The organism is Psychrobacter pasteurii (assembly GCF_900162815.1).
GTDB classification, from domain to species: Bacteria; Pseudomonadota; Gammaproteobacteria; order Pseudomonadales; family Moraxellaceae; genus Psychrobacter; species Psychrobacter pasteurii.
This window is the reverse complement of record NZ_FUGD01000125.1, coordinates 1-26,634: the sequence shown is the minus strand read 5'-3', so window position 1 is coordinate 26,634 and position 26,634 is coordinate 1. Positions and strand designations below refer to the sequence as shown.

At 43.4% G+C, this 26,634-nt stretch carries 22 protein-coding genes, 1 tRNA gene and 2 pseudogenes; 8 read left to right on the top strand and 17 right to left on the bottom strand.

Going from position 1 to position 26,634, the window contains the following annotated elements; translation table 11 throughout:
• Positions 1 to 498, bottom strand: a 498-nt coding sequence (locus A1232T_RS11175) for a nuclease/transposase family protein (RefSeq protein WP_482822386.1), incomplete at its 3' end; no start/stop codon positions are given.
• A gap of 100 nt (positions 499 to 598) precedes the next feature.
• A complete protein-coding gene (locus A1232T_RS11170; RefSeq protein WP_208606949.1) occupies positions 599 to 802 on the bottom strand; it encodes a hypothetical protein in 204 nt (67 codons plus the stop codon).
• Positions 803 to 1,054: 252 nt separating this feature from the next.
• Between A1232T_RS11170 and A1232T_RS11165 the strand changes: the two genes are divergently transcribed.
• On the top strand, positions 1,055 to 4,657 hold the full coding sequence (locus tag A1232T_RS11165) for a DEAD/DEAH box helicase (protein WP_077449482.1): 3,603 nt from the start codon (positions 1,055 to 1,057) through the stop codon (positions 4,655 to 4,657).
• A 140-nt stretch (positions 4,658 to 4,797) separates the two neighbouring features.
• Here A1232T_RS11165 and A1232T_RS13715 read toward each other — a convergent pair.
• From A1232T_RS13715 to A1232T_RS11130, 6 genes and pseudogenes are all read right to left on the bottom strand, one after another.
• Positions 4,798 to 5,133 (bottom strand): annotated as a pseudogene (locus A1232T_RS13715) (IS982 family transposase); the annotation flags it as partial.
• Positions 5,134 to 5,174: 41 nt separating this feature from the next.
• Complete coding sequence (torD, locus tag A1232T_RS11150) at positions 5,175 to 5,840, bottom strand: molecular chaperone TorD (RefSeq protein WP_077449480.1); 666 nt, start codon at positions 5,838 to 5,840, stop codon at positions 5,175 to 5,177.
• Positions 5,841 to 6,056: 216 nt separating this feature from the next.
• Positions 6,057 to 8,585, bottom strand: a complete 2,529-nt coding sequence (gene torA / locus A1232T_RS11145; RefSeq protein ID WP_077449479.1) for a trimethylamine-N-oxide reductase TorA — start codon at positions 8,583 to 8,585, stop codon at positions 6,057 to 6,059.
• A 33-nt stretch (positions 8,586 to 8,618) separates the two neighbouring features.
• Positions 8,619 to 9,854, bottom strand: coding sequence for a pentaheme c-type cytochrome TorC (gene torC / locus A1232T_RS11140; protein WP_077449478.1), 1,236 nt, complete (start codon positions 9,852 to 9,854; stop codon positions 8,619 to 8,621).
• A gap of 131 nt (positions 9,855 to 9,985) precedes the next feature.
• Complete coding sequence (locus A1232T_RS13940; protein WP_077449477.1) at positions 9,986 to 10,156, bottom strand: periplasmic nitrate reductase, NapE protein; 171 nt, start codon at positions 10,154 to 10,156, stop codon at positions 9,986 to 9,988.
• Positions 10,157 to 10,909: 753 nt separating this feature from the next.
• Positions 10,910 to 10,985: transfer RNA gene (locus A1232T_RS11130), tRNA-Gly, on the bottom strand.
• 386 nt (positions 10,986 to 11,371) lie between these two features.
• Between A1232T_RS11130 and A1232T_RS11125 the strand changes: the two genes are divergently transcribed.
• The 6 genes from A1232T_RS11125 to A1232T_RS11100 all read left to right on the top strand — a co-directional run bounded on the left by A1232T_RS11125 (position 11,372) and on the right by A1232T_RS11100 (position 15,958).
• Complete coding sequence (locus A1232T_RS11125; protein WP_077449476.1) at positions 11,372 to 12,175, top strand: M48 family metallopeptidase; 804 nt, start codon at positions 11,372 to 11,374, stop codon at positions 12,173 to 12,175.
• Between the two features lie 279 nt (positions 12,176 to 12,454).
• A complete protein-coding gene (locus A1232T_RS11120; protein WP_077449475.1) occupies positions 12,455 to 12,778 on the top strand; it encodes a BolA family protein in 324 nt (107 codons plus the stop codon).
• Positions 12,779 to 12,837: 59 nt separating this feature from the next.
• Positions 12,838 to 13,197, top strand: coding sequence for a SirB2 family protein (locus A1232T_RS11115; RefSeq protein WP_077449474.1), 360 nt, complete (start codon positions 12,838 to 12,840; stop codon positions 13,195 to 13,197).
• Between the two features lie 136 nt (positions 13,198 to 13,333).
• Positions 13,334 to 13,750 carry a hypothetical protein gene (locus tag A1232T_RS11110; protein ID WP_077449473.1) on the top strand — a complete coding sequence of 139 codons (417 nt, stop codon included), beginning with the start codon at positions 13,334 to 13,336 and terminating at the stop codon, positions 13,748 to 13,750.
• Between the two features lie 80 nt (positions 13,751 to 13,830).
• Positions 13,831 to 15,183, top strand: coding sequence for a beta-ketoacyl-ACP synthase II (gene fabF / locus A1232T_RS11105; protein ID WP_077449472.1), 1,353 nt, complete (start codon positions 13,831 to 13,833; stop codon positions 15,181 to 15,183).
• A gap of 61 nt (positions 15,184 to 15,244) precedes the next feature.
• A complete protein-coding gene (locus tag A1232T_RS11100) occupies positions 15,245 to 15,958 on the top strand; it encodes a hypothetical protein (RefSeq protein ID WP_077449471.1) in 714 nt (237 codons plus the stop codon).
• Positions 15,959 to 16,010: 52 nt separating this feature from the next.
• On the opposite strand, the gene uvrC is transcribed toward A1232T_RS11100, so the two are convergent.
• From uvrC to rpsP, 7 genes are all read right to left on the bottom strand, one after another.
• Positions 16,011 to 17,855 (bottom strand): excinuclease ABC subunit UvrC, encoded by a 1,845-nt coding sequence (gene uvrC, locus A1232T_RS11095; RefSeq protein WP_077449470.1) that lies wholly within the window; start codon positions 17,853 to 17,855, stop codon positions 16,011 to 16,013.
• 112 nt (positions 17,856 to 17,967) lie between these two features.
• A complete protein-coding gene (locus A1232T_RS14160) occupies positions 17,968 to 18,120 on the bottom strand; it encodes a hypothetical protein (protein ID WP_167367073.1) in 153 nt (50 codons plus the stop codon).
• Between the two features lie 209 nt (positions 18,121 to 18,329).
• Positions 18,330 to 19,841: a DUF3360 family protein gene (locus tag A1232T_RS11090; protein ID WP_077449469.1), complete on the bottom strand. Its 1,512-nt coding sequence runs from the start codon at positions 19,839 to 19,841 to the stop codon at positions 18,330 to 18,332.
• Positions 19,842 to 20,135: 294 nt separating this feature from the next.
• The gene (gene rplS, locus A1232T_RS11085) at positions 20,136 to 20,549 is read right to left on the bottom strand and encodes a 50S ribosomal protein L19 (RefSeq protein ID WP_077449468.1); all 414 of its coding nucleotides are present in this window, start codon (positions 20,547 to 20,549) and stop codon (positions 20,136 to 20,138) included.
• Positions 20,550 to 20,811: 262 nt separating this feature from the next.
• Complete coding sequence (trmD, locus tag A1232T_RS11080; RefSeq protein WP_077449467.1) at positions 20,812 to 21,573, bottom strand: tRNA (guanosine(37)-N1)-methyltransferase TrmD; 762 nt, start codon at positions 21,571 to 21,573, stop codon at positions 20,812 to 20,814.
• A gap of 110 nt (positions 21,574 to 21,683) precedes the next feature.
• A complete protein-coding gene (gene rimM, locus A1232T_RS11075) occupies positions 21,684 to 22,214 on the bottom strand; it encodes a ribosome maturation factor RimM (protein WP_077449466.1) in 531 nt (176 codons plus the stop codon).
• A gap of 89 nt (positions 22,215 to 22,303) precedes the next feature.
• On the bottom strand, positions 22,304 to 22,567 hold the full coding sequence (gene rpsP / locus A1232T_RS11070; protein WP_077449465.1) for a 30S ribosomal protein S16: 264 nt from the start codon (positions 22,565 to 22,567) through the stop codon (positions 22,304 to 22,306).
• A 120-nt stretch (positions 22,568 to 22,687) separates the two neighbouring features.
• On the opposite strand from rpsP, the gene A1232T_RS11065 reads away from it, so the two are divergent.
• The gene (locus A1232T_RS11065; protein ID WP_077449464.1) at positions 22,688 to 24,157 is read left to right on the top strand and encodes an ATP-binding protein; all 1,470 of its coding nucleotides are present in this window, start codon (positions 22,688 to 22,690) and stop codon (positions 24,155 to 24,157) included.
• 129 nt (positions 24,158 to 24,286) lie between these two features.
• On the opposite strand, the gene A1232T_RS11060 is transcribed toward A1232T_RS11065, so the two are convergent.
• Positions 24,287 to 25,978 (bottom strand): ATP-binding protein, encoded by a 1,692-nt coding sequence (locus A1232T_RS11060; protein WP_077449463.1) that lies wholly within the window; start codon positions 25,976 to 25,978, stop codon positions 24,287 to 24,289.
• 266 nt (positions 25,979 to 26,244) lie between these two features.
• A pseudogene (locus A1232T_RS11055) lies at positions 26,245 to 26,634 on the bottom strand (transposase); the annotation flags it as partial.

Here is a 26,634-nt window from a genome sequence, read left to right as displayed (position 1 = left end):
CCAACGATTACGACTGTCTTGTACTATCTCTAAGGTGTTAATTTGATATAGGCTTAGGTTGTAGCTATCGAATACATCGATGATAAGCTTTTGACCTTTGGATAGTGATAATTGAAGGGTTGATTTCAGTGCTTTCTTTCCCGTTTGTCTTGTGCTGAGATACTTGATAGCAGACTTTTTAAAAGGTATCCAACCCAGGGATTTACGCTTGGCATCAGGACGATTGGTACGCCAGTTAAGCTTAGCTTTTTTAAATTGTTTACGTGATTTAGCGTGTGTCTCATTGATAGCCTGTAAGGTCTGACTGTGTAATCCTAAATACTCACCGCTACCTTTGGTATACTCACTTAAATCATAAGCACTAAAAAACCTACCGGTACGGTTTAAATGCTCAAAGCAAAGCGCATTAACATAGTTCCACACGAAGTTTACCGAACCGCTTAGCTGATTCAGCTCTTTTATGTGTTTGTCTTTAATGCGTAGCTTGAGGGTTTTCATATATTCAGTATGGCGAGGTTGATTTTAACTTACAACCCTTTAACGACTTCTTACGACAGTGTGTGTCGCCTTATATCCACCCCCTGAAGTGCATAGGTATCTACACAAATTTACTAGCGGCATCAGCGAATTCACGCAGTTTGTCAGGGGGATAATGATTTACCATTTCGGTAAAATTAAGCCACTGGAACAATCCTGCCATCACAGCAGGTGCGGTTATTGGTTTGCTGCGTTTCATTTGCCGACCTGAGAGGCGCACTAAAAACAAAGCAAACTCTTTCGACTGTTTATCAGATGCTTGCATAATACGCCACACGAGCGTACAAGCCTGAGAGGCAATTAACAACCGCTTAAAATAAGCGTCTCCACTTTGCTGTAACCAGGACTCTAACTGAAGTCCGGCACTTTTAAGCCTTTGATTTAGCTTTCTTTTACATCAATCATGGGTCTGTCTAATGCCAGCCTACTTTTTGAACCGCCACCAGATATTGTGTAAGCCCTAAATAATAGATAATATAATTTTTTTGCGTAACCTTAAATAAGAGCTTGAATTTCCATGTCAAAACCTATCACTACTCTTGCCAACTTACTCTATAAATTTAACAGCCAAACCATTAACCGAAGCCTTGAGTATGTCAGCAAAATTGATCTCGCCAGTTTTGAAAGAACCGAAAGCGCTCAAGCCACTCTACTACAAGCTAATGTTAAAGGAACGAAAGAATACCACACCAAAATTGCTTACCACAAAGCAAGTCAGCGTATCACACAGAGTGATTGCTCTTGCCCTGTGGGAAGTTTTTGTAAGCACGGAGCAGCATTAGCACGTCTTTTTCGAAACCAAGAAGCCGAGAAAAACAATTCCATGCGTGAGTTTTCGTTTGAAGGTCAAGAATTCCTCCAAGCTTTAATGCAAAAAAAATCTGAGTTTAACGATCTATCAGAGTACCAAGAATTAATCTCGGTATTAGCTAAACCCTTGCCTATACCACCAACTAGCAGCTTTAACCAATCTGGCCTTAACACAACTTTGAATACCAGCACTCAACATGATAACGCTCTGCGTTGGCTCAATAACTTACGCCAAAGCTTAATTAAATTAGATAAAAACACAAAAAGTTACCCAGTCACTCATCAGTCCTCCCCTTTTGTATATCTAATTGAACAAGAGTTTGGGGAGTTACAGCTAGAATTAATCAAAGTTCGCCGCATCAAATCAGGCGAAATTAGAGCTCCCAAAACCTATAATCAATACAGCAATATCTATTACAGCTATTCACAATTCCCTGCAGCTACTAAAGCGTTATTTAATCAAATTTATGACCATGTCAAAGCACAGCAGCTAGCCGTTTTTTCTAAGGCTTACATGATAGTTAACGAATTACCGCTCAACTTAATAAAGCAACTTATCGAAAATAAGATTTTATACTATAAAACCCAGTGGGATAAAGATTGGGAAGAAGAGCAATTCCATCCTATCACTTGGTCAGATGAGATTTTAAATATGGAAGTTGAGTGGCTTGAAAACAACCACCAGCATGGCGAAAAACTCCAATTTAATTTACTCGACAAAGACCAAAATCGCTATAGGTTTGGTCAAATCGAAAATTTTGATGTGCTATTTACTCAGCCTTTAACCTTTTTTAATCGCGCTAAACGTCAGATTGGGTTAGTCAATACCGATGTTATCGGTGATATGCCAAGCGATATGCTATTTAGACTGATGAGCATGCCTGTTATTCCCAAACAATTAGTAAATGAAGTAGACGATGTTTTATCAAGTCATAAAATAACTCAAAAATTACCTAAACCCAAATCCGTCCAACCCATTGAAGATGTCCACGGCATATCACAGCCGATAATCCGTTTTAGCAGTATCGACGAACGCTACTTACCTTGGCAAATGAAAAAAGTACTATGGCAAGAGCAATGGATTGACAAAAAGTTTGTCAAGGCGGAATTGTTTTTTTCCTATAAAACAGGGGAAATCCCTGCCAGAATGGGCGCTGAAACTGAGTTTTTTACCACGCGATATCAAGGCAAGCGCTACCATCAATACCGAGATATTAAAGCCGAGAACAAAGCCTTAAGAACGTTAAAAAAACAGCTGAACTCTTTTAAATGGCTCAAAACAGCGGAAAATGTCAGTAAAAATCAAGCCACTATCGAATTGGACGAAGCACTCAACGCCTTATTGCCTATAGATAAACTTGCCGAAATCGGTTGGCAAGTTGAGCATTTAGCGGACAGTCCGATTGATGCTGAAATGTCGCACAATCCAGAGTTGGTTGTCGAAACTTTGACTGATGATAAAATTGATAATGGCGATGAGGGCAGTCACTGGTTTGAAGTGGGGGCAACGGTCAGCGATAGCGAAGGGCATAAATATGATTTGCTGAGTATCGTGGCGTATTTGCTGGAGCAGTATCCTTACCTGATGCAGAAAGATATTGAAAATCTCATTGATAAAAATTATCTATTTGCGGTGAATGTAGGTAGCGGTCGCCCTAAGTTAGCAGTGGCTTTCAAAGAAATTTTACCGATTTTACAAAATTTAAGTCATCTGTTATCACAAGATGATCGAAAAATCGATAGATACGATGCCCACCTATTATTTGACCTTGAGCACACCCTAGGTATGGCATGGCAAATGCCTGAAAAACTCAAAAGGTTTAGTGAAAAGCTAAAAGCAGGCTATCAGTCCAACCTGCCTACACCAAAAGGTTTCCATGGGGAATTGCGGCCCTACCAACAACAGGGCTTAGCTTGGCTGCAGTTTTTAGCCCAAACTGAACATGGTGGTGTCCTTGCTGATGATATGGGACTTGGTAAAACCGCCCAAACGCTTGCTCATATTTTAATGGAAAAACAGGCAGGGCATTTGACCGACCGGCCTGTGTTAATCGTTGCTCCCACTTCACTAATGCATAACTGGCAAAAAGAAGCCGAGAAATTTACTCCAGAGCTGTCCGTATTGCTACTGCATGGCCCAAATCGCCATGATGATTTTGACAAGATCAAACAGCATGATATCGTGCTTACTACTTATCCGCTGGTAGTGCGTGATGAAGAGGTTCTAAAAGACCATCAATTCCACCAAATTATTCTTGATGAAGCTCAGAATATCAAAAACCCCCGCAGTAAATCCGCCCAAGTGTTACGCTCACTGACCGCCAGACACCGTCTATGTCTGACAGGAACTCCCATGGAAAACCATCTCGGTGAATTGTGGTCGTTATTTTACTTTCTGATGCCAGGGTTCTTGGGCAGTCAAGATGTTTTTAATAAAAACTACCGCCATCCTATTGAGAAAAAAGGTGATCAACACAAACGCAAAAAACTAATCAATCGAGTCAAACCTTTTATGCTCCGTCGTCTGAAAACTGACGTTGTCAAAGAGTTACCTCCCAAAACTACCATCGAAGTCAATATTGACATGAATAATGAGCAGTCCAAACTGTATGAAGCAGTGCGAGCGACCATGCAGCATAGCATCAAAAAAATCATCGCTCAAAAAGGCTTTAAACGCAGTCAAATCCAAATCTTAGATGCTTTACTCAAGCTGCGACAGGTCTGCTGTCACCCTAGCTTGCTGAATTTGGATAGTTTGCCAAAAGACAAAAAACCTACCAAATATAAAACTATGAAGTCCGCCAAACTTGATTATCTGATAGCAATGGTGGTAGATATGGTCAGCGAGGGTCGCAAAATTCTAATTTTCTCACAATTTACCAGTATGCTTGCGTTAATAGAAAAGCAACTTATTGTTCAAAAAATCGATTTTACTACACTTACGGGGCAAACCAAAAAACGTAATGAAGCAATCGATGCCTTCCAGACTGGGCAAGTACCTGTGTTTCTAATCAGCCTAAAAGCGGGCGGTGTAGGTCTGAATTTAACCACAGCCGATACTGTAATTCACTATGACCCCTGGTGGAACCCTGCTGCCGAAGACCAAGCTTCTGATAGGGCATGGCGGATTGGACAAGACAAGCCTGTATTCGTTTACAAACTGATTACCAATCAAAGCATTGAAGAAAAAATTATTGATATGCAAAAAAATAAAGCCGAGCTTGCTAAATCTATCTTAAGCACTGATCATGAAGGGGAAGTCAAGCTAAGTGAAAATGAGCTTTTAGGATTGTTTGAGAAGTTTATTTGATTTAGAGACTTTCCCAAACTTTGTATAACTGCTTATACCCTGTTAGTAAATTGCAGTTACACAGAATTCGGGATGGGCTCGAGCATTTTTGTCGTGTACAGAGAAAATCGATATTGAAGTCATATATTGAAGTCATTAAATAGTTTATCTTTTAAATCTTGACTGACATAACCTCGATCACCAAACAGTTTACCGAATATATCATTTGTTAGGCCCTGTCTTAACGGCTCTCTATCATCTATATTTCCCGGAGTGACTCTAATCTATAATAACTCACCGTGATGATTGATAATAGCGTGCAGTTTAAATCCGTAAAACCAACCCATACTTGTCTTGCCTCTTTGAGCAATCCCCTCAAACACCTTATGACGCTTAATCCGCCGGTTATGGCATACAGATAGTTTGGTAGCATCCACAAAGCTAATACCTGTGCAACTTCCCATCAAGCTTTTGAGATAAGCACACAAAGGCACAAGAGCTTCTTTTTTTTGACCGGCTTATACCAAACTCAGGATATTTAGTCTAGCTCTACCAAAGCTTGTTGGTCAGCTGCTACAAAGTGTAGTAGCAAGTCAGTTAATGCGGGGTAAACCTGCGTTTTTACTTGGATACTTTGGCAGCGCTCATTAAATTTCGGAAGCCAATTTAATAAAGCACTTTGCAAAAACTCACTTTGCTCAGCGGCCGTATTTGCAGAGTCTTTACCTTCTGTCTCACCCTTACTGCCATGCTGAATCCACAAGCTTAATACTTGTAGATAGATACTCAGATGGTCTTTCGGCTCTCGAAAATCAGGGTGCAAATCCAGCTGATGCTCGGCCAAAAACTGACTCATTTGCTGCGCCGGTTTGCCATACAGCATTTTATCTGCATCCAAATAATAAGAGGCATAAGGTGGCGCACTTTGATGACCACTTAACAAGAACATATGCGCAAAATCTGCCGCTAACTCAAGGGCTCTATCTGCTTCGGGAATAACTTTAAGGTTATTTAACGCCTTTTGCAGTCGCTCACTCGGCTCTTGTAAGCCCAATCCTGAAAAAGCCTGATGCAAAGCCGGGTATTGCTGCTGTAGCTTGGCTAAGTTTTGTTTATTGAACTCACGGGCAAAAATCTCAGCAAACCAGCGATACAAAGCCGCACGCGCCTTATTGGCTGCTTGCCATTGTTGTTCATTATTCATGGGAATTCCATTACTCTAAAGGATTATTAGAAGCATTCACCAGACCACTACCGTATATAGTAGCGAAAAGACTTACTAAAATAGAGAATAGGGGCTTTGCCTAAACTGTAAGCAAAGTCCCTGCTCCGTATTATTAAAGCTATTGAAGTTATCGTTACTAAAGCCAGCCAGCCCAACTTGCTCTACAGGCCGAGACTGACTGTCTATTCCTAGTCTCTAGCCTTTATCTTCGCTAGCTGATGAGCCATCTGGATTGACATAAGTAGGACCACCAAAAGCAGTCACTGCAGGCGCTTTGCCCACAAACTTCTCAATCTCAACCAAACAGGTATTGGCACTCGGGCCTTGAGCCAACATTGAAGTTCCAATATCTAAGGTTAAAGTGTTGGGGTCACCATAGGTATCTAGGGCCCCAATCTCTGGACCCGTTGGACCATACCACGCCCCTTCTTGAATGCGAATAACGCCTGGCGGGAAGTTGTCTGAAATTACCGCACCAGCCAGCAGTTGACCACGGTCGTTAAAGACACGCACCAAGTCCCCATCTTTGATACCACGAGTTTTGGCATCTTCTGGACCAATGTAGCAAGGCTCACGGTCTTGAACAGTATAAGTCGCTCGGCGCTCTTCAGACTCACAAGTCTGGGAGTGCAAACGGGTGTCAGGGTGTACCGACTGCAGCCACAGTGGGTATTTTTCAGAACCTGGGCCACCGTGTGAGCGTTCTGTTTTTTCCATCCAAATGGGGTGACCTTTACAGTCTTCATAGCCGTAGCTGGCAATCTTGCGGCTACTAATCTCAATGAACCCCGAAGGCGTTCCTAAAGCGTTCACTTCAGGGTCTTCGCGGAAATCAGCATGACGTACCCAGTTATCCCCTTCTGGGAACAATACATAGCCTTTTTCCCAGAACTCTTTGAACTCTGGCATGTAGAAATCTTTCTTCAAGTTCTCAGCACGGCAATCTTCATACAGCTGCTCAATCCACTGCATCTCATTCATGGCGCGGCTATATTCGATTTCACGACCCATGCGTTTGCTGAATTCGTACCAGATATCAAAGTCTGACTTTGAGTGATACAGCGGGTCCACCAGCTTATGCATGGCGATAACGCCGCGGTTACTGTACGAGCCATAGGCATCCAAGTCGTTGCGCTCATAAGGGGTACAAGCCGGCAATACAATATCAGCGAAACGACAAGTGGCCGTCCAGTTATAGTCGACCGACACTACGGTCTCCATATTACGGTAACCCTGCTTCATGCGGTTGCGATCTTGGTGACGGTGCCACTGGTTACTGCCGGTGAAGATCCCCATTTTTAGCGGAGGTAAAGTGACTTCATGACCGTTAAAGTTAATCTTCTTACCCGGCTCTAGTAGACAATCAACCATACGTGCCACAGGAATCACTGAGCTATAGCCATTGTAGTCACTGTTATCGTATTTGGCTTTACGACCGGTATCTAAGTTCAGTGGAAAAGCACCTGGCATGGAAGCTCCTGAGGTTGGTACCCCTACTGAGCTGTAGTGATGCGAGTAGCTAATGCCGCCACCGGGTAGCCCAATCTGACCCAACATAGCCGCAATAATAGCTCCCATCCAGTAAGGCTGCTCGCCATGCTGTTGACGCTGAATCGCCCAACCAAAGCAAAGCTGGGTACGATTTTTAGCCATTTTGCGCGCCAGCTCACGTATTCTGTCAGCTTTAACGCCACAAATTTTCTCCGCCCACTCAGGGGTCTTTTCAACCTTGTCTTCAGTCTTACCCATCAAGTACGGGGTAAACTCATCTAGACCTAGGGCGTACATATCGACAAACTCTTTATCATAGAGTTTTTCAGTATATAAGGTATGAGCAATACCTAGCATGAATGCCACGTCTGTCATTGGGTTGACGAACTGGTGTTCACACTCAAGATAGTTTTGCGTTTTACTCTTCACCGGGTCAATACAGATGACTTCGATTTCTTTATTTCTAACTTTATCGCGTAAGATTTCAAAGTACTCATAGGCTTCATGAGTCTCGGTGTTCCAGCCTACTTGTAAGTTTTTAATTGGATCGTTAGCCCAGAAAATAATGACTTTAGAATTCTCTAAGATCAGCGGCCAAGAGGTGCCTTGTGAGTAAACCTCCGTCGACCCCAAGATATAAGGCAGGATCATCTGACCGGCACCCGTTGAATAGTCACCAGCGGTACCCACACTCTTACCATGCATGGCAATGGCACGTAACATGTGATTACCACAGCTGTGGACGTTACCAACCGAGCGCCAACCCACGTTTGCGGTATGTAGTGCCCAAGGACCATAATCTCTTTGAATACGCTCTAATTCCTCATAAAGAATATCTAACGCTTCATCCCAACTCACTCGTACAAAGCGGTTATCCCCACGCTGTGAGGTGTCACTGTTTTGGCGGTTTTTATACCAATCGACTCGGATCATCGGATAACGAACCCGCGATGGGCTATAAATAATACCTGGCACCCCATCCAAAATCTTAGTTGGATACTGATCAAACTCAAAAGGCTTAATCTCTACCAGTTTATCCGCCTCAACTCTAGCGCGAAAAGCTCCCCAGTGAGCGCCTGACATCTTCCAGCCGCTCCAATCTTGCTCTTCAAGCTTACCACCTTTAGCATTAGTTAAGACGCTGTCATCGGCTAATAGTGGCATAGGTAGCATCGCCGTTCCAGATAAAGCGGCCAGCGATTTTAAGAAGCCCCTACGGTTTATAGTTTTCATAATGTACCTCTTATTCTTAAGCGTAATGGTGGGTTATGGTCTTGCCATTTGGATGGTATTCTCTGGCGAACCTGGGGCATGTTTACTTCCAGCGAAGTCTGATGAATTCAGCTGTAAGTACTTCAATACCAGCCCGCCTGTGTCATCATCTAGGTTAGTAAACCCGACCATACCACTCCATAATCCTGGCCACTGGTTCGCATCATGCGAAGCTGGGTTGGGCTGACGGTGACACACACTACAGTTATCATCATAAGTTTGACCTGCAATATCCCACGCCGGCTCTAAGCTCTTCATTAATAGACCATCTTCTACCCAGAACTGACCACTAACTTTTTGCCATTCAAGCCCGGTCATCGGGTCTTCTTTTGATTCGGTTACTTTGACAATAGACTCATCACGCGACAATTCTTTTTCAATAATGGCATCCACAATATTCAAACCAAAGTGGGTATACCAAACTCGGCCAAAGCCTTTGTTTTTACGCCACATGTCCAGCTCAATCTGAGTCATGCCTTTTTCATGAGCGATAACTTTGGCGGGAGCAGCCACTTCGATGGTACCGGCTTTTTTGGATTTATCCGCATCAAGGTATAGCGTCTGAGGCACGATGTTGTAATAAGTCTCGCCCACATTAATTTTGGTGCTGCCCGCTTCTGACACTAAAGAGTCAAACGCTGGGTTGTGCATGCCTTCCATAACTGGCAACTCGTGTGCAATTCCTTTGTGACAATCCACACAGCTGGCATCACGCTCTGCCGCACTACGCATGATCATCTGTGAAGTCACTCGCATCTTACTGAAGTCCATGCTGTCATAGTCGTGACAGTTACGACATTCTTTTGAGTTGTTGGCTTTAAAGCGGGCCCATTCACGCTGAGCTAAGACACCACGGTGGGCTAAGAATTTCTCACGGGTACCAATGTCGCCCATCACATGCGACAACACTTCACGTGAAGCCTGCATCTTACGCGCAATCTTATCGGTGAAATCATGCGGTACGTGACAATCCTGACACTCGGCTCGAACCCCAGTACGGTTTTGCCAGTGCACTGTTTTTTGCAGTTCAGGCAGCATATTGTCTTCCATAGTGTGACAAGACAGACAGAACTCTTCGCTGTTGGTGGCCTCTAAAGCGGTGTTGAATCCCGCCCAAAACCAAACCCCACCGATAAAACCGATGAGCACCAATACGCCCAAACCGATTTTTGTTGCGGGCTGAAATAGAAGTCGACGCAGCCAATCAAATAGCCGTTTTATAGCATCCATGATAATTCCTTGCCATTTTTATCAAAAAGTAAAAAACTTTTTTTAAATTGTTTTTTACTCTGACCCTAGTCAATAATGGGTAATTTGCATGTCATAAAGCCATGCAAAATAAGTGATGTTGGGTGTTGTGCTTAGGTTGGTGGTCCCCAAAAAAACATTTGGCCAAACCAAACAATAAAGCCATAAGCACAAACAAATAAAATGGCAATTAATGGTAGGGCAATAAAAGACATCACCAGCGCACTTAGCCACTGTCGCTTAACGGGCTCGGCCCGCTTTACTGGTTGACTCTGTGTTTGCATAGGTTTCCCCTTACGGTAGCTTTACTAATTTTAAAAATTTTATTTTTATTATGAAAAATATCGTCGAATAGCGTTGCCAACTTACTCATCAAATAATCTGCTCATCAAATAGCCTGTCCATGAAATAGAGAGTAAAGGGCTAGAAACGTACTTTCTTTGTAAATAAAAATAGCGAGAAAAAATACATTAAGTGAGGGCTGAACAATAAGTTGATTCTGGGTGTTTGCCTTAGGTTAACCGCAGATAAAACTGGCTAATCTAAACTCAGCCCCAGCAATAAGTTATAGAGAGTTTGGCTGTTAAGTATTATATTTTCAGAGTTTTCAGGCTTAGAGATAATAAGCTAAGCAAATACCGAATATATCCTTATTATAATTAAGGGAATTATAAATAGCCACCTCATTTATGGTTTCTTAGGGTGCGTTTCTATATAAACCCATGCAATTAGCTATATTTTTATATCTCTAGATTATTAACCTGTTGTTTCTGTAATCATAATGGACCCTTATACAGCAGCTAGAATAGTTGAGCTTTAACCTATGCTTGGCTATCAACCAGATATTAACCACAAAACAAAAAGCCCACGAATTAACCGTGGGCTTTTCATTAGGAGTTGAGTTCATTTTATTTTGATAGTTTGTTTGATAGCTTTTTTATTACAGAGATAAGAGCAGATATATAGATTGTAGGCATAAAAAAACCTCACAACCCTAATTAAGAGAAGTGAGGTTTTTTATGCTCTAAGAGCGAATTTGGAGCGGGAAACGAGATTCGAACTCGCGACCCCGACCTTGGCAAGGTCGTGCTCTACCAGCTGAGCTATTCCCGCATCGATCGAGTGCATAAGCTAGTATTAACTACTAAAGCTACTGCCTCTTGATAGGTGGGCTATTATAGATTAAATTAAAATTATGTCAACACCTTTTTCATCATTTTTTTAATTAGGCCTGATATAGCCCAGATATAGCTCTGTATTTGAACAATATCCTCAAATGAACAACGTTTTTTAACGTATGAATTACAATAAACAGCTGTTTTACTCAGCTGTATTCGCTAAACTTTAGCTCATAATCAGAATTCATCCGCCATATTCTCTGTCCGCTATTATGATCTACTTTAATAGTTATTCTATTTTAATCACTATCATATTAGTAATTCTCTTAGGTGCTTTGATTGAGACAGAGAAATGACGTAGACCTATTAATGAGGAAAGGAATGAAAAAATTTTTAATTAAAACCACTTTGGTGGCTTCAGTATCAGCTATGGCATTGACTGGGTGTAGCTCGACCACCAATTCCGGCGTAATTGGCAGTGACAGACAGCAGTTATTATTGGTCTCTAATGATCAAGTTATGCAGATGTCAGCACAAAGCTATAACCAGCTGCTTCAAGAAGCCCGCAACAAAAAAGTGCTAGACACCAACGCTGCTCAGCTGGCCCGTCTAAATGGGATTGCGCGTAAACTGATCAACCAAGCAGAGGTTTATCGGGGAGATGCCAAAAACTGGCAATGGGAAGTTCACACCATTAAGTCTAATGAGTTAAACGCCTTTGTTTTACCTGGGGGTAAAATCATGTTTTACTCAGGTATTATCGATCGCTTAAACCTTACTGATGCAGAAATTGCCGCTATTATGGGTCACGAAATGGCTCACGCTATCCGTGAACATGCCCGCGAGCGTATTTCAAGCCAATACGCTACACAAACTGGTATCGGTATTGCCGCTAGCGTCTTTGGTCTATCACAAGGTCAAGCACAGTTAGCAAGCATGGCAGGTGATTTAGGCATTGCTCGCCCGAACAGCCGTACTCAAGAAGCAGAAGCCGATAAGATTGGCTTAGTACTTATGGCCAAAGCAGGCTACGATCCTAATGCTGCAGTAAGCTTATGGAAAAAAATGCAAAGTGCTAGTCAAGGTGAGCCGCCTCAATTCTTAAGTACTCACCCATCAAGCTCTAACCGTATCGCGTCACTACAAGCGTTAATCCCTCAAGTGATGCCTTATTATAAAAAATAATGGTTTAAAAAATAATGCTTTGTGCTTATTTTGCAAAAGCTTGTATGCAAAGCCTATGATTTAAAAAAACAGCCTGCTGCCTTGCACAGGCTGTTTTTCATAGGGATTAATGAATAGGTTGTTGGATAACTTACTAGGCACTGCGCACCTCATTGTCACTTGTGTTGCAGACAGCCACTAGAGCAAGCCTGCTATTAACTGTTAATATAGGACCACGTATTTAGTTATTTAGATTGCCAACCATTGATAGCAGTCAGATCAAGTATTAGGAGAAAGGACGTGCAAACCCATAATGAAGTATTAAAGCGCGTAGAAGCTCTTAACCCTACTCACACCGAGTTAGTTAATGAGTCGATGAACCATGCCGGTTATTTTGAAGGCAAAGAAAGCCACTTTAAGTTGACTGTGGTCAGCCCTGAATTTGAGGGAAAAAGGCGGGTTGCCAGACACCAATTAATCTATGGGCTAATGAATGAATTAATGACCAGCCAAGGCGGAAGCATTCATGCCTTAGCGATCCACGCTTACAGCCCAGATGAGTGGCAGCAGCGAAATGAAACTGTACCTGCCAGCCCACTTTGTGCCGGCCAAAACAAAGACTAATAACAAGTAATAATAAAAGTCACTAATTTTATTAGCTGGACAACTGGCTAGAGGAAACTATGAAACACTTACACATGTTAATGGCAGTCATCACTGTAGTGCTTTTTTTATGGCAAAGCTACTTGGTGATGAGCAAAGGCACCCGCTTTGATAAAAAGGGTAAAATTGCTACCCACGTGGTCTATACTCTATTAATTATTTCAGGAGTATTAAACGTCATGCCGCTATTGTCAGCCAACGCCTCACTACAATGGGTGGTTGCCAAAATTATATTACTCCTAGCGGCAATAAGTGCTAGCATTAAAGCCTTTAGAGCGACGGCAACACCAGCGCAAAGTAAGTCTGGTATCTTTATCGCTTTCATCGCTTACGTGGCTATTTTTATCTTAGCTTTTGTTAAACCTGGGAATTTCATGTAAACCAAATGTAGCCCAGCGACTATCACCATCTGGTGACAGCATTCATAACTCAATACAGTTAATAATTCTATATACAAGTGAAGCCCTTATTCACTGTATAATCTTAATTAAAGCAATTATCAACTTAGGAGCTCCTATGCCAAAACTTAGCGTAAAATCTTTAATGACTTCTGCTGCAGTGGTTGGCAGTATCCTGGTTATCAGTGGCTGTGCCAGCACCGGTAATGTCACCCCACAGTACATTCCCCCAAGCACTTATCAAACCTATGACTGTTCAGCACTGTCTCAAGAATACCAGCGCATTCAATCCTATATTAATAAAGAAAGTAGAAGCTATTCAGGATTGACTACCACAGGCGTCGGTGTGGGCGTGTCTGCTGGTCGTTGGGGTATTTCTCCCAATATCAATATTGGTGTTGGCAAAAGCACAAACAACAATGCCCGAGATGCCAAACTTTCACGCCTGTTTGGTGAGCGCGATGCAGTGATACAGTCAGCTCGTATGAAGCAATGTGCATTTGCCGCTAAACTAAAAGTTTATGGCGAATCTTAGTGAGTATAATTAGCAGCTTGATGACCCTTTCAAGTCTCGCTTAGCAACAAGGACCGGCTAAGGAATAAGGCAATAACATAATGAGTCAGCCTACTACAAATACAACTCAAAATTTAGACAGCCCTTCAGTGGGCAGTAAGCCTGCTCACTTCGAGCGCCCAGATCATCAGCGTGTGGTGATTACAGGTATGGGAGCAGTAACGCCGCTTGGCTTAGACTTAGACACCACTTGGCAACGCTTAATCAAAGGCGAAAGTGGGATTAAGCCCATCACTCACTTTGATGCTTCAAGCTACCGTGCTCAATTTGCAGGCACTGTGGAAGGCTTTGATGCCAGTCAGTTTATGGCGGCTAAAGAAGCTCGTCGCTATGATGTGTTTATTCATTATGGGGTAGCCGCTGCCAGTATGGCCCTAAAACAAGCCGGCTTCATTGAAGAAGTCTCTGCAGAGATGGCTCCTGTACAAAACGTTGACTCTGATCGCTTCGGGGTTATCATTGGTGCCGGAATTGGCGGTCTACAAACGTTAGAAGACAACCGCGATGCCTTAACCAATCAAGGGACACGCCGTGTCTCTCCTTTTGCGCTACCAGGCTCAATTATTAATATGGCAGCCGGTATGGTGGCCATCAAGCATAACTTACGCGGTCCCAACTTAGCGACTGCAACAGCATGTACTTCTGCGGCTCACGCCATTGGACTAGCGGCTCGCTTAATCGCGTATGGCGACTGTGATGTCATGTTAGCGGGTGGTAGTGAAAAAGGCTCTAGCCCTCTAGGTATGGCCGGATTTGCCGCTATGGGCGCCTTATCTACTCGTAATGACGACCCTACTCGTGCCAGCCGCCCTTTTGATAAAGACCGTGATGGTTTCGTGCTTGGCGATGGCTCGGGGGTATTGGTACTAGAAAGCCTAGCCCACGCTAAGGCACGAGGCGCGACTATCTTAGCCGAGTTGGCAGGCTTTGGTATGAGTGACGATGCTCACCATATTACGGCGCCACCAACCAATGGTGAAGGCGCAGCCAGAGCGATGGTTATGGCCATTAAAGACGCAGGGATTGACCCTTGTGAAATTGGCTATATCAACGCCCATGGTACGAGTACTCCGGCTGGAGATGTGGCAGAGTCCAAAGCTATTGAAGGTATCTTTGAAGACTGTAAAGACAGCCTATTAGTGAGCTCTACCAAATCAATGACGGGACATCTTTTAGGAGCTGCAGGGGCAATCGAAGCCATCTTTAGTATTCAGGCTTTACTAGATCAGACCGTTCCGCCCACCATCAACTTAGACAATGTAGATGAGAACTGTCACCTAGATTATGTGGCCAATGAAGCCCGCTCAGTGAGCAATCTTAACTACTCTATGTCCAATAGCTTTGGCTTTGGCGGCACTAACGGCTCGTTAATCTTCTCACGTTGGTCAGACTAACTCGGCTTACTGCATAACTACTATCATTTAACTTTTCAAACTCTGATGGAGACAAATTAATATGGCACAAGTTGCATTCTCACACCAATTCTCTCATCGCTGGAGCAATGCACCACAAGCGGTTAAAGACGCTTTGCTACAAGAGTTTGAAGACATCATGCTGCTGCTTGATGCAGACACCGATTTAGAAAGTTTCGAGTTTACGGTACCCGATTTGCATTCGCATATCGATGCCATTAATTCCGAAGTGGCTGCTGAAAAAGAGGCAGCCCGTCTTGAAGCGGAAAGATTGGAAGCTGAGCGCTTAGAGGCAGAAAGAGCTGAGTTTGAAGCGCTAGAGGCTGAACGTCTGTTAAATGAAGAGCAACAAACTTTAGAGCAGCAGCAAGCCGAAGAACAACAGGCAGATAGTGAGCTAGTAGATAGCAGTATTGAGACTGATGTTGAAGAAGCTTCCACTACCGAATCTTCAGAAATCGAAACCTTAGAATCACAAGAAGAAGCTACCGAAGTGGAAGCGGCTGACACTGATACAGAGACCTTAGAATCACAACCTACTGCTGTGACCAGTACTGAGACAGCTGAAACAGATATCTCGGCCCCAGCGTCATTTGCTTTCGATAATACCGCACCACAGGCTGAGCTTGATGCGGACTTTATTAAAGAGCTTGAAAACCGAATCGACGACTATCTTAGCGAGCAATTGGCCAATATGTCAGAAGACTTAAAGTCTTGGTTACGTGAGCAAATGGTCAACCGCCTAAACAACAAGTAGTCCGTAATCTCGCCATGAGTAGCAAATATATAAGCTATTAGATAGTTAAAAGCTACTCATGCAACACTTTATAAATGGTATTGGCCATCACTTTACCAATACCCTTTACCCCTTCAAGCTCTTGCTGCGAAGCACCTAACAGCTGCTGCAAGCCCCCAAAATGGTTTAATAAATCACGACGACGCTTCTCCCCTAGCCCAGGAATGGCCTCTAATACTGAAGAGGAGCGGCGTTTATCACGCTTCTTACGGTGGGCAGTAATGGCAAAGCGGTGCGCCTCATCACGGATATTCATGATTAAATGCAGCGCTTTGGAGTCCATGGGCAGATCTAAAGGCTCATTATCAATAAAGTGCAATACTTCAAGCCCAGCCTTACGCCCCTCCCCTTTTGCAACCCCAATCAGCAAGGTTTCATTTAAGATACCTAGCTCGGTGAGCACATTTTTGGCCATATTTAACTGACCCTTACCGCCATCAATTAATAAGATATCTGGCAAGGGATGCTTCTTATAGCGACGGGTTAACGCCTGAGCCATGGCCGCATAATCATCACCGTCTTGTACGCCGTGAATGGCATATTGACGATAATCTCGCTTACGGGCACCACCCTGGTCAAACACCACACAACTGGCAATGGTAGCTTCACCCATAGTATGCGAGATATCAAAACACTCAATTTTATCGATATTGGTCTGGGTAACCGGCTTAAGCACTTCTTTTAAGGCCCCAAAGCGTGCGTGCAACTCTAGATAATCACCAAGCTTAGTCTTCAGGGCATTATTGGCATTTAGTTTCGCCAAGTCGAGCCACTCAGCCCGATGCTCACGCACATTGGTCTTAATGACTGTCTTACTCTCAAAGTGAGTGCTTAGTGCTTCTTGTAGTGCCTGCTGGTCAGGTAATTCGTGGCTAATGATAATCTCTGGTGGTAAATCATCCGTAACCTGAAAATAAAATGAAGTGATAAAGGCGGACAAATTATTGCTGATAGGTTCACTGCTATCGACATCAGGGAAATAGTTTTTGCCACCCAACACCCGACCACCACGCACGGTCAATACATTCACACAGGTCATCCCTGCTTGACTGGCAATAGAGATAACATCGGCCTCACCCTGAACGGTATAAACCGCTTGGCGTGACTGTACCTCACGCAGCATAGACAGCTGGTCACGATAAAAAGCCGCTTTTTCAAAGGCCAAGTCTTCAGCCGCCGCTTCCATCTTATCGATTAAAGCGGAGTGAATATCACTTGAGTCGCCTTTTAAAAAGCGAATGGTATTTTGTACATCTTCAGCATACTCTTCAGGCGATACCAAGCCCACACAGGGTGCTCGGCAGCGCTTAATCTGATATTCCAGACACGGGCGCTTACGTTGACGAAAGAAGGTGTTGGTGCACTGACGCATCTGAAACATCTTTTGCATCAAAGTTAAAGTCTCTTTGGCCGCATGCGCCGAAGGAAAAGGGCCAAAGAATTTGCCTTTTTGATGTTTGGCTTTACCGCGTCCATACGCCAATCTCGGATAAGGCTGATCGGCTGAAATGAAGACATACAAATACGACTTATCATCACGTAGCAAGACGTTATAAGGCGGACGATGTTCTTTAATCAGGTTTTGTTCTAGCAGAAGAGCTTCAGTCTCACTTCGGGTAATAATGGTCTCAATATTATGAATACGAGAAACCAACGCCCGAGTTTTTGGGTGATCAATGGTCTTAGCAAAATAGCTGTTGACCCGATTCTTTAGCGATTTTGCTTTACCCACATACAAGATATCCCCATTTTTACCCAGCATTTTATACACGCCAGGTAAATTGGGCATACGCTTAATGAGATGCTTTAGACGCGCTTGTTTATCATCAGTCGTCACTGATGCAGACTTATTCACCATGGTTTACCAAATAAAAAAATATAGGACTATATCTTTATTAATGGGGCGACATAGCCACTATTACAAGCACGGTTGTTGCCGCTTTTGTAGGCTGCCTAAACAGCAACTGACACTAGATAACTGCCTTTGTAGCTTCCTCAACAGACGGCGGTAGATAGCGTACTTTTTCATCGCCACCCCCTTTTAGACTATAGAGCATAACAACCCCGCCAATAATCGCCGCTATCCCAAAAACAATCAGGGCTATTGCTAGTATTTTTCTCATCATTTATCCCATTTTTACAATTATGATTTCCGCGTATTGTACACGGTCACTATCCAATCAAAAACCATACCAATCAAAACCATGGTTTAACACACGGTTGTATTCAAAAAGCTAAAACGTATTCAGAAAACTTAAAAAAATTAGACATAAAAAAAGCTGGCATACAGCCAGCTTCTTAATCTAAATATCATCGTTCTGTTATTAGACTTCTAGTGTCTAAAGCTTGGCATTAACGCTGGAATACCTGGCAACATACCTACCATCGCCATAACCACGGTTAATAGCACAAACATGAAGGCTGGAATAATCCAGCGGCTCATTTTGGTTAACGCCGCACTACGCTCTTTTGAACCAATCAGACCTAAGTTATCTAACAACATAGTCAACGACCAACCAAAGGCTGGGTTAACCAAAGCTGAGGCGAATACTACGATGGCAGCTGATTGTGTAGTTTTACCTTCACGAGTCATTTCCATACCGGCTTCAAGTAGCGGAATAAATACCCCCACGATTAGCGCCACACACATCACAGGCTCCCAAATGGCTAAGTCCATAGGATAGCCCCATACTGCAGCAATCACACATAGTAGCGCAGTTATCACCGCACCTGCTGGGATAGGACGCTTGGCAATAGCGGCAGGAACGATATAAGTACCCCACGACGAGGTAAAGTTGGCACCGCCCAAGACTGAGCCCACTACCTGGCGTACCGAAGCACTGGCCATAGTATCGTCAATATCCATAATCACTTTATCAGTGCGTTTTGGATAACTGATTCTTTGGAAAACCTGATGCCCTAAGAAGTCAGGCGACCACATAGCCACAGCCAATACTGCAAATGGCAGTACGACCATAAAGCTTTCTAAATTCGGCAGACCTAACATCCAACCCGTGTCTTCACCCCACCAATACATAGGACTCATGTGTGGCAAGCCTGGCCCAGTCTCGAACGCAAAAGGTGCGCCTAGTAAAAAAGCAACACCGCCGCCCAATAAGCAGCTTAAAGGAACCGCAAGCCAACGCTTATTATAGTTCTCAAGCACAGCGTATAAGATAATGGTAGTTAAGATCACCACAAAGGCAATGTGTGGCATATTGATATCTTGTGACCAGCTTAATAGCTTGCCGACTTGCGAGGTAGTTCCAATAAAGCCCAGGTAGAGCAGTAGACCGCCACAGACCCCCTTACTGGTCAGCTCTGCCAGCAAACTCCCCCCTTTACTAATGGCCAATAACATTCCAAACAAACCAATTAGTAGACCAAAAGCCATAGGGTGACCACCGGCTAAAACCACAATCGGAATAAGTGGAATCAAGGGACCATGAGTACCTGCTAAGTTAGCTGTTGGCAGTAAGAAGCCGGAGAATAGCATAACGAAGAAAGCAACAATCAACAGCTCATAGCGTACGTTCTCTAAAATAAACGCATCATCTAACCCTAAAGCACCAGCGAAAGTCGCAGCAATAGCCCCGACCATAACGACCTTACCAATGGTGGCCGCTAAAGCTGGGATAGTGTCTTCATATTCAAAACGGTAATCACGGAAAGGGAGGTTTGGTTTCCAGCGCTTAGGTTGCATGATTTGCAGTTCATGATTTAGATAGTCATCACGACTGGCAAAACTAGAGCTTGGCTTGTGCAGCTGCTCATAGGTTCCTGATAAAGCAATATCTTGCTCTTGGGAAGCCCCCCCAGAATTTGGCAATGAGTCATTACTCATAGTATCTCCTTATACAATAAATCTTCCCTGGCTAAAGGACTGATTAATAAAACTACAGGGCAGCAGTAAGTGTGGTTAAGTATTGTAGTCTAACTAGAAAAATAATACGAGCACATTTTCAGGCTAACTCACTGATTTCTTTAAATATAGTTTATTATAGAAAGCGAAAAGCCCCCAATCCTTGCGGATTGAGGGCTTTTCCTGATAACGGTTGAGTTACCAGCTCTTTTTGGTATACAACTAATTAATACTTTTGCCTAGTATTAGGCTAAGCTTAGATGTCTGGTGCAGTTTTTATTTATCTGCTGCTTCTGGAACGCCCGCGTCAGTTTTGCTCTGAACACCTTCACGGCGTAAAGATAACTTTTCACGAATACGTGCAGATTTACCAGAACGCTCACGTAAGTAGTATAGTTTCGCACGACGTACGGCACCACGACGTTTCACTTCGATGCTATGAATAATTGGTGAATGTAACTGAAAAGCACGCTCAACACCGATACCGCTTGAAATTTTACGAACGGTAAATGCAGAGTTAAGACCACGGTTACGCTTAGCGATTACAACGCCTTCAAAAGCCTGTAAACGCTCACGCTCGCCTTCACGTACTTTAACTTGAACTACTACAGTATCACCAGCAGAGAAGTTAGGACGCTCAAGTAGTTGTGAATTTTCAACTGCTTGTACTAATGGATGTACATTACTCATGAGATTGCTCCTCACATGGGACGGCATAGGCTATAAGTCGCATACCACCCGTTTATAATAATAACCCCTTGCACTCAATAAAGAGCTTAAAGGAGAAACAGGAATAAGAAATCGGTTTTGACTGCTATCGATATTGAACCAATAGCACTAATGGTCTTAAGGTGACTTTTGGCCACTGCAATAAAGAACATTAGTTTGAATCTGATATCAATAAAATAATAAAGTTAACGATCAATAAAGCGCTGTCAGGTCTATCCCCTGTCTACTTTATTTCGTCTTTAACTTTTTTGAGCAAGCGGGCCTGCTCTGCGTTTGGGGTAAATTTTTGCCACAAGTCAGGACGTCTTTGTTGAGTACGCTTAACTTGTTGCACAAAACGCCACTTTGCGATATTGGCATGGTGACCAGAAAGTAGGACTTCTGGCACAGCCAAACCTTCAAATTCATGAGGCTTGGTGTAGTGTGGACAATCTAGCAAGCCTTCAACAAAGGAGTCTTGCTCAGCGGATTGTGCGTCACCCATCACATCGGGCAATCTACGAATCACACTGTCCATCAATACCATCGCGGGTAGCTCACCGCCGGTCAATACAAAATCTCCTATTGAGATCTCCATATCAACGTAACGCTGCAATAGTCGCTCATCAATGCCTTCATAACGACCACATAGCAAGATCATCGCGTCATATTGACGTAATGCCACTACCGCTGTTTCATTTAAACTGTCGCCTTGCGGAGACATATAAATCACTGGGCAATGTGCTGCATCTGTGGCACAGCCATATTGACTGGCTTGCGACTTGGCATATTCAATGGCTTTGGCCAAAGGTTCTGCCATCATCACCATACCGGGACCACCACCAAAGGGGCGCTCATCTATACGGCGATAATTATCTGTCGTAAAATCACGAGGATTTATGCACTCGATAGTAACTTGCTTATTTTGAACGGCTCTACCAGTAATGCCAAACTCGCTAATAGCGGTAAACATCTCAGGCAGAATGGTGATGACTGCAAAATACATTAGGTCACCTCCCAATTAACGCCAAAATAATGACAGTTGATTTAAAATAAAAACGCTAACCTTAATTCCTAACTGCAAAGCTTAAGGTGTCTCAAGCTAAAAGTCGGTAATTAAAAGTCACGCTCCCAATCTACAATCATCTGTCCAGCAGCCAAATCGACCACATCGACAGTTTGCTTGTGCCAAGGAATCATACGTGGCTCATCATCGATACTGTCTTTACTAGGCACTACCTTCATGATCGGGTGTGCACCGGTTTCAAACAGCTCTTTGATTGTACCAAGACATTCCTGCTGCTTATTAATAACACTTAAGCCAACCAAATCAGACCAGTAGTACTCGTCTTCTTCAGTCTCAGGTAAGCTGTCTTTGTCAATCCAAATACTAACGCCATTCATAGTTTCAGCAACGTTACGATCAGGCACTTGCTCAAATTGAGCCACAATACCAGACCCTTGCTTACGCCAGTCTGTAACGGTCAGTGGTTTAAACCCTGTCGCCGTCTTCATCCACCAAGGGGAGTAACTAAAGATAGCTTCTCGTTCCTCAGTTTCGCTAAAAACCCATAACCAGCCTTTAATGCCGTATGGTTTTTTTAGCTGTCCTATTTTCATAAGACTGTCAGCGTTTGGTGTTGTCATAAGACTTGCTCAGCCACAATTAATAAAAAAACAATTACTCAAAACTGCAGTGCAATGAGATACTATCCCATTGCAAAACAAATTATGTCTTAAGCAGTTACTTCTTCAGTTGCAGGCTTATAACCTTTAGCTAATGCTTTAACGCGCTCTGAAGGCTGTGCACCTTTTGCGATCCAAGCATTATAAGCATCCATATCTAGACGAAGTTCAGTTTCCTGACCTTGTGCTAGTGGGTTATAAAAGCCTAGATTTTCGATGTAACGGCCATCGCGTGAACGACGCTGATCTGCTACAACAACTTGATAGAATGGGCGTTTTTTGGCACCGCCCCGTGCTAAACGAATAACAACCATTTGAGTTCTCTCTTCCGTAGGTATACCAAAAAGGGCATAATTATATCAGAATACTAATGACTTGGAAACCTTTTACTTAATTAAAACTGTAACCCTCATTAAATTATAAGCGATGTCCCCATGAACAAAGCCTCTTCACGTTCTTTCTTCTCCCAGTTCGGTTTAAAACCGTACTCAAACACTTGGCAGACGACGCTTGCCGTGATGCTGATGGTCATGGTTAGTGTCGTGGTATCGATCTGGTTTTTTTGGCGAAGTTTGTACTTGCCTGAGTTAAAAAACCATGCTCGTTACCTGACCACAGAGCTTAAGTTAGTCACAGCAACTCGAGAGCACTGGATGGAGAACGAAGAGGTTAGACAGTGGGTTCTTGCTAATAATCACATTGAGGTCGTAGAAGACCCTAGCCAGTTTCCTGATGTTTCAGATAAAGCTGTGGTTGGCTTCTTTACCGATGTTATTCAGCAAGAAATCAGCCAGCAGCTCGGCCGTGAAAGTGTGGTCTACTTTAAGTTTAAACCGACACCACAGCTCTGGGTTCAGGATACAGCATCCCCAGAGTTTTGGATACGTGAACCTGTTATATTTTATGCACAATATAGCCCAAGTTCACTGGTTTTCTTCTTATTGGGTATTCCCCTATTCACCCTACTAACTATACTACTGTTGGTGCGACAGTTAAACCGTCCTTTACGTAAGCTACAACAAGCGGCTACAAACTATATCCGTCTGGGCACGGCCACTACTCTACCTACTAACTCGGGTAGTGCTGAAATTCGCCGTGTGAACATGGCTTTCAATCGCTTGTTTAGTACACTCAGCCAAGCCCAAAAAGAGCGTACCATTATGCTTGCTGGTATTTCTCATGACTTGCGCACTCCCCTAACCCGTATGCGCTTAACTGCAGAAATGCTGCCTGATGAGTTCTTCCGTGAAGGGCTAATCTATGACATCGAAGATATGGATGCAATTTTGGAGCAGTTTATCTCATTCATGAAAGATGGCTCAGATGAAGCGGTTAGCTTGACCAACTTAGACAATATATTTCGTGAAGTCATGGTGCAGTTTGCCCCCTTAGAGTTCATCTATCAAACCGATGGGCTACGAGAAGTTGCGGTCCGCCCTTTGTCTATTAAACGGCTGATTGTGAACCTAATTGTCAACGCTCAGCGTTACGGTAAGCCCCCTATTTATCTAACGGCTACCATCACGCCAACGTTCAACTCACAAGAAGTCGATCCTAATGATGAAACTTCGGTATCTACACCTGGCATGGTGCGTAAGGCCAAAGAGCAATTGATTATCTGTGTCCGTGACTGCGGCCCTGGGGTAGCCAATGACCATTTAGAACGCATTATGCAGCCTTTTGAGCGTGGAGAATCTGCTCGCACCACCCAAGGTAGTGGACTTGGCCTAGCCATCGTACAGCGCATTACTGGGCTACACCATGGTACGGTTGAAGCCATCAACCACCCTGAAGGCGGGCTACAAGTCTGTGTGCGTATCCCCTTAGTGTCACAATCTCATCCTGGCAAAGAAAAAGAAGAGAATAACGACGTAGAGAATAAGCCCAATAAAGCAGAACAGTAACTTTAAGCTTTTAAATAGAGCCTTAAACCAGTAGCCAATTACTCTAAAACCAACTCCCACAAAAAAGCCCAGGGCCATATGGCCTTGGGCTTTTTCTATTATAAACTCAGCACGCATTCTGGCTATCTGCTAGTCATCGCTTTCGATAAGTTTGCGAGCACCTTTTTCTTGAGTCAATTGATCGGCTGAAATGGTTTGAGTCAAAGGCTTAATCGGCCACCGCATAGTGAAGCGAGCACCGCCCAGTTTTGGACTTTCATCAACTGACATTTTTCCGTTAAACCAGAAAGCAATCCTTGAAACAATAGACAATCCTAGCCCATAACCCCCTGAAGCACGAGTACGGCTATTATCAAGACGCGCAAAGGGCACGAATACCTTATCTCTATCTTCTTCAGGGATACCCTGACCATCATCTTCTACACTGACGTAAGCCTCACCTTTTCGCACTCCGGCACTGATGATAATTTTTGAGTCAGCATAACGTAGGGCGTTACCGGCCAAGTTCTGTAACACGCGGTGTAGATAACGTCTATCCGCCACGGCCGTTACTTTCGATGAAGGGGAAATACCAACCACTTCAATAGGCTTACCTAGAGCATTGGTCTCACGCACAATTTGATCGACCAATTCTTTTAGACTAACGGGCTCAAGATCTAATTTGGGTGAGCCTTCCTCTAGCTTAGCGTAAGTTAAAATCTCATCAATCAGACCATTTAGTGACTCAATATCTTCATCAATATAGTCACGCTGCATCTCTCGAGATTCTTGATCATCTGTGTCTGCCAGCATATCAACCGCAAAACGAATACGAGCCACCGGTGTACGCAGCTCATGCGATACTGCACGGGTCAACTCACGCTGCGATTCAATAAGACGCTTAATGTGCTCGGTCATAGCGTTAAAAGTCGCTGCCAAACGGGCAATTTCATCTTGACCCACAACCTGTACTCGGGTGTCTAGATTACCATCACCTACTTCATTTACGCCCGATTGAATCAGTTGCAGCTTACGCTCTAATGGGAAAATCAAAGCATAAACTCCCAAGCTGATTAGGAACATACTAATCAGCACCACACTGATAATCAGGTTGAAAGGAAACCATTTAAACAGACCAACAGGTCCAATGACCACCGCCATATTTTCTAATTCAGAAGGGGCAATAATCTTAATTGAGGAGTCATCAGAGCGGGTACTGTCTCGAAACAGCATGACCACTTCATTACGGTCTAAACGACGAAGTTGATCATCATCTAGCTCTAAATCAACGATTTTCTCAATACTCAGCGGGAAAGCAAACTGCTTAGAAATATCATCAAGACGCTGTCTTTTTGAAGACAAATCCTTGTAGTAGGACAAGTCATTCAGCAGTAACACCGCCATGGCTCGAAGCTGCTGCTCAGTAACTTTGCTAATGCGTACCGTTATAACGTTATCTTCTCCCTCAATCGGGTGAAAGATATCCGCATAAGCTGGCTGCGCGACATAACGAACAACGGTTTTATTTTCTTCTAATCGCTTTAGCTCACTGGCTTTAAAATCAATTTTTTCTTCGGGCTGAATGCTAAAACTATTACCAAATAACTGACTGATATCATTTAGCCAGTATTCACGCTGAGTTTCTGAGGATTGTTGTTGCAGCCCAGAACTCACTAAGTACAGAGCGCCCGTAGCCACGTTTTCACGATAAGCTTGAACGCGCTCTTTATTGATCGTGTCTACCAGTAATTGGGCAAAAAGTGCCACAAACAGACAGATCAAGAGCAGTCCTGCATATATGCGCAGAAAAATACTGTGTTTTAAAGAAGAAAAAATTGGCATACGAAGTCTATTAAAATAATTTTGCCCTAGTTTACCTTAAATTGGATTTTTAGCCTACAAATGCAACTTCTGAGCTAGGGATTGATTATATACCCTAATCAATTCTGTATATTCTTATGTTTTGTTGCTTTAGAAAAATATTTGTAAAAATAATAGCATGCAATGTAGTTGAAAGGGCAAAATCCAAATAAGAAAAAAGGCCAGCTAAATGCTGACCTTTTTTATCACCGGTCGCCGTAAAACCACCCACTTCAGGGCATAGGTATCTACACAAATTTACTAGCGGCATCAGCGAATTCACGCAGTTTGTCAGGGGGATAATGATTTACCAGTTCGGTAAAATTAAGCCACTGGAACAATCCTGCCATCACAGCAGGTGCGGTTATTGGTTTGCTGCGTTTCATTTGTCGCCCTGAGAGGCGCACTAAAAACAAAGCAAACTCTTGTGACTGTTTATCAGATGCTTGCATAATACGCCACACGAGCGTACAAGCCTGAGAGGCAATTAACAACCGCTTAAAATAAGCGTCTCCACTTTGCTGTAACCAGGACTCTAGCTGAAGTCCTGCACTTTTAAGCAGTTTAAAATAAGATTCTATTTGCCAACGCCAATAATACCACTGACTAATATCTGCACCATTGACGGACGTCTCTTG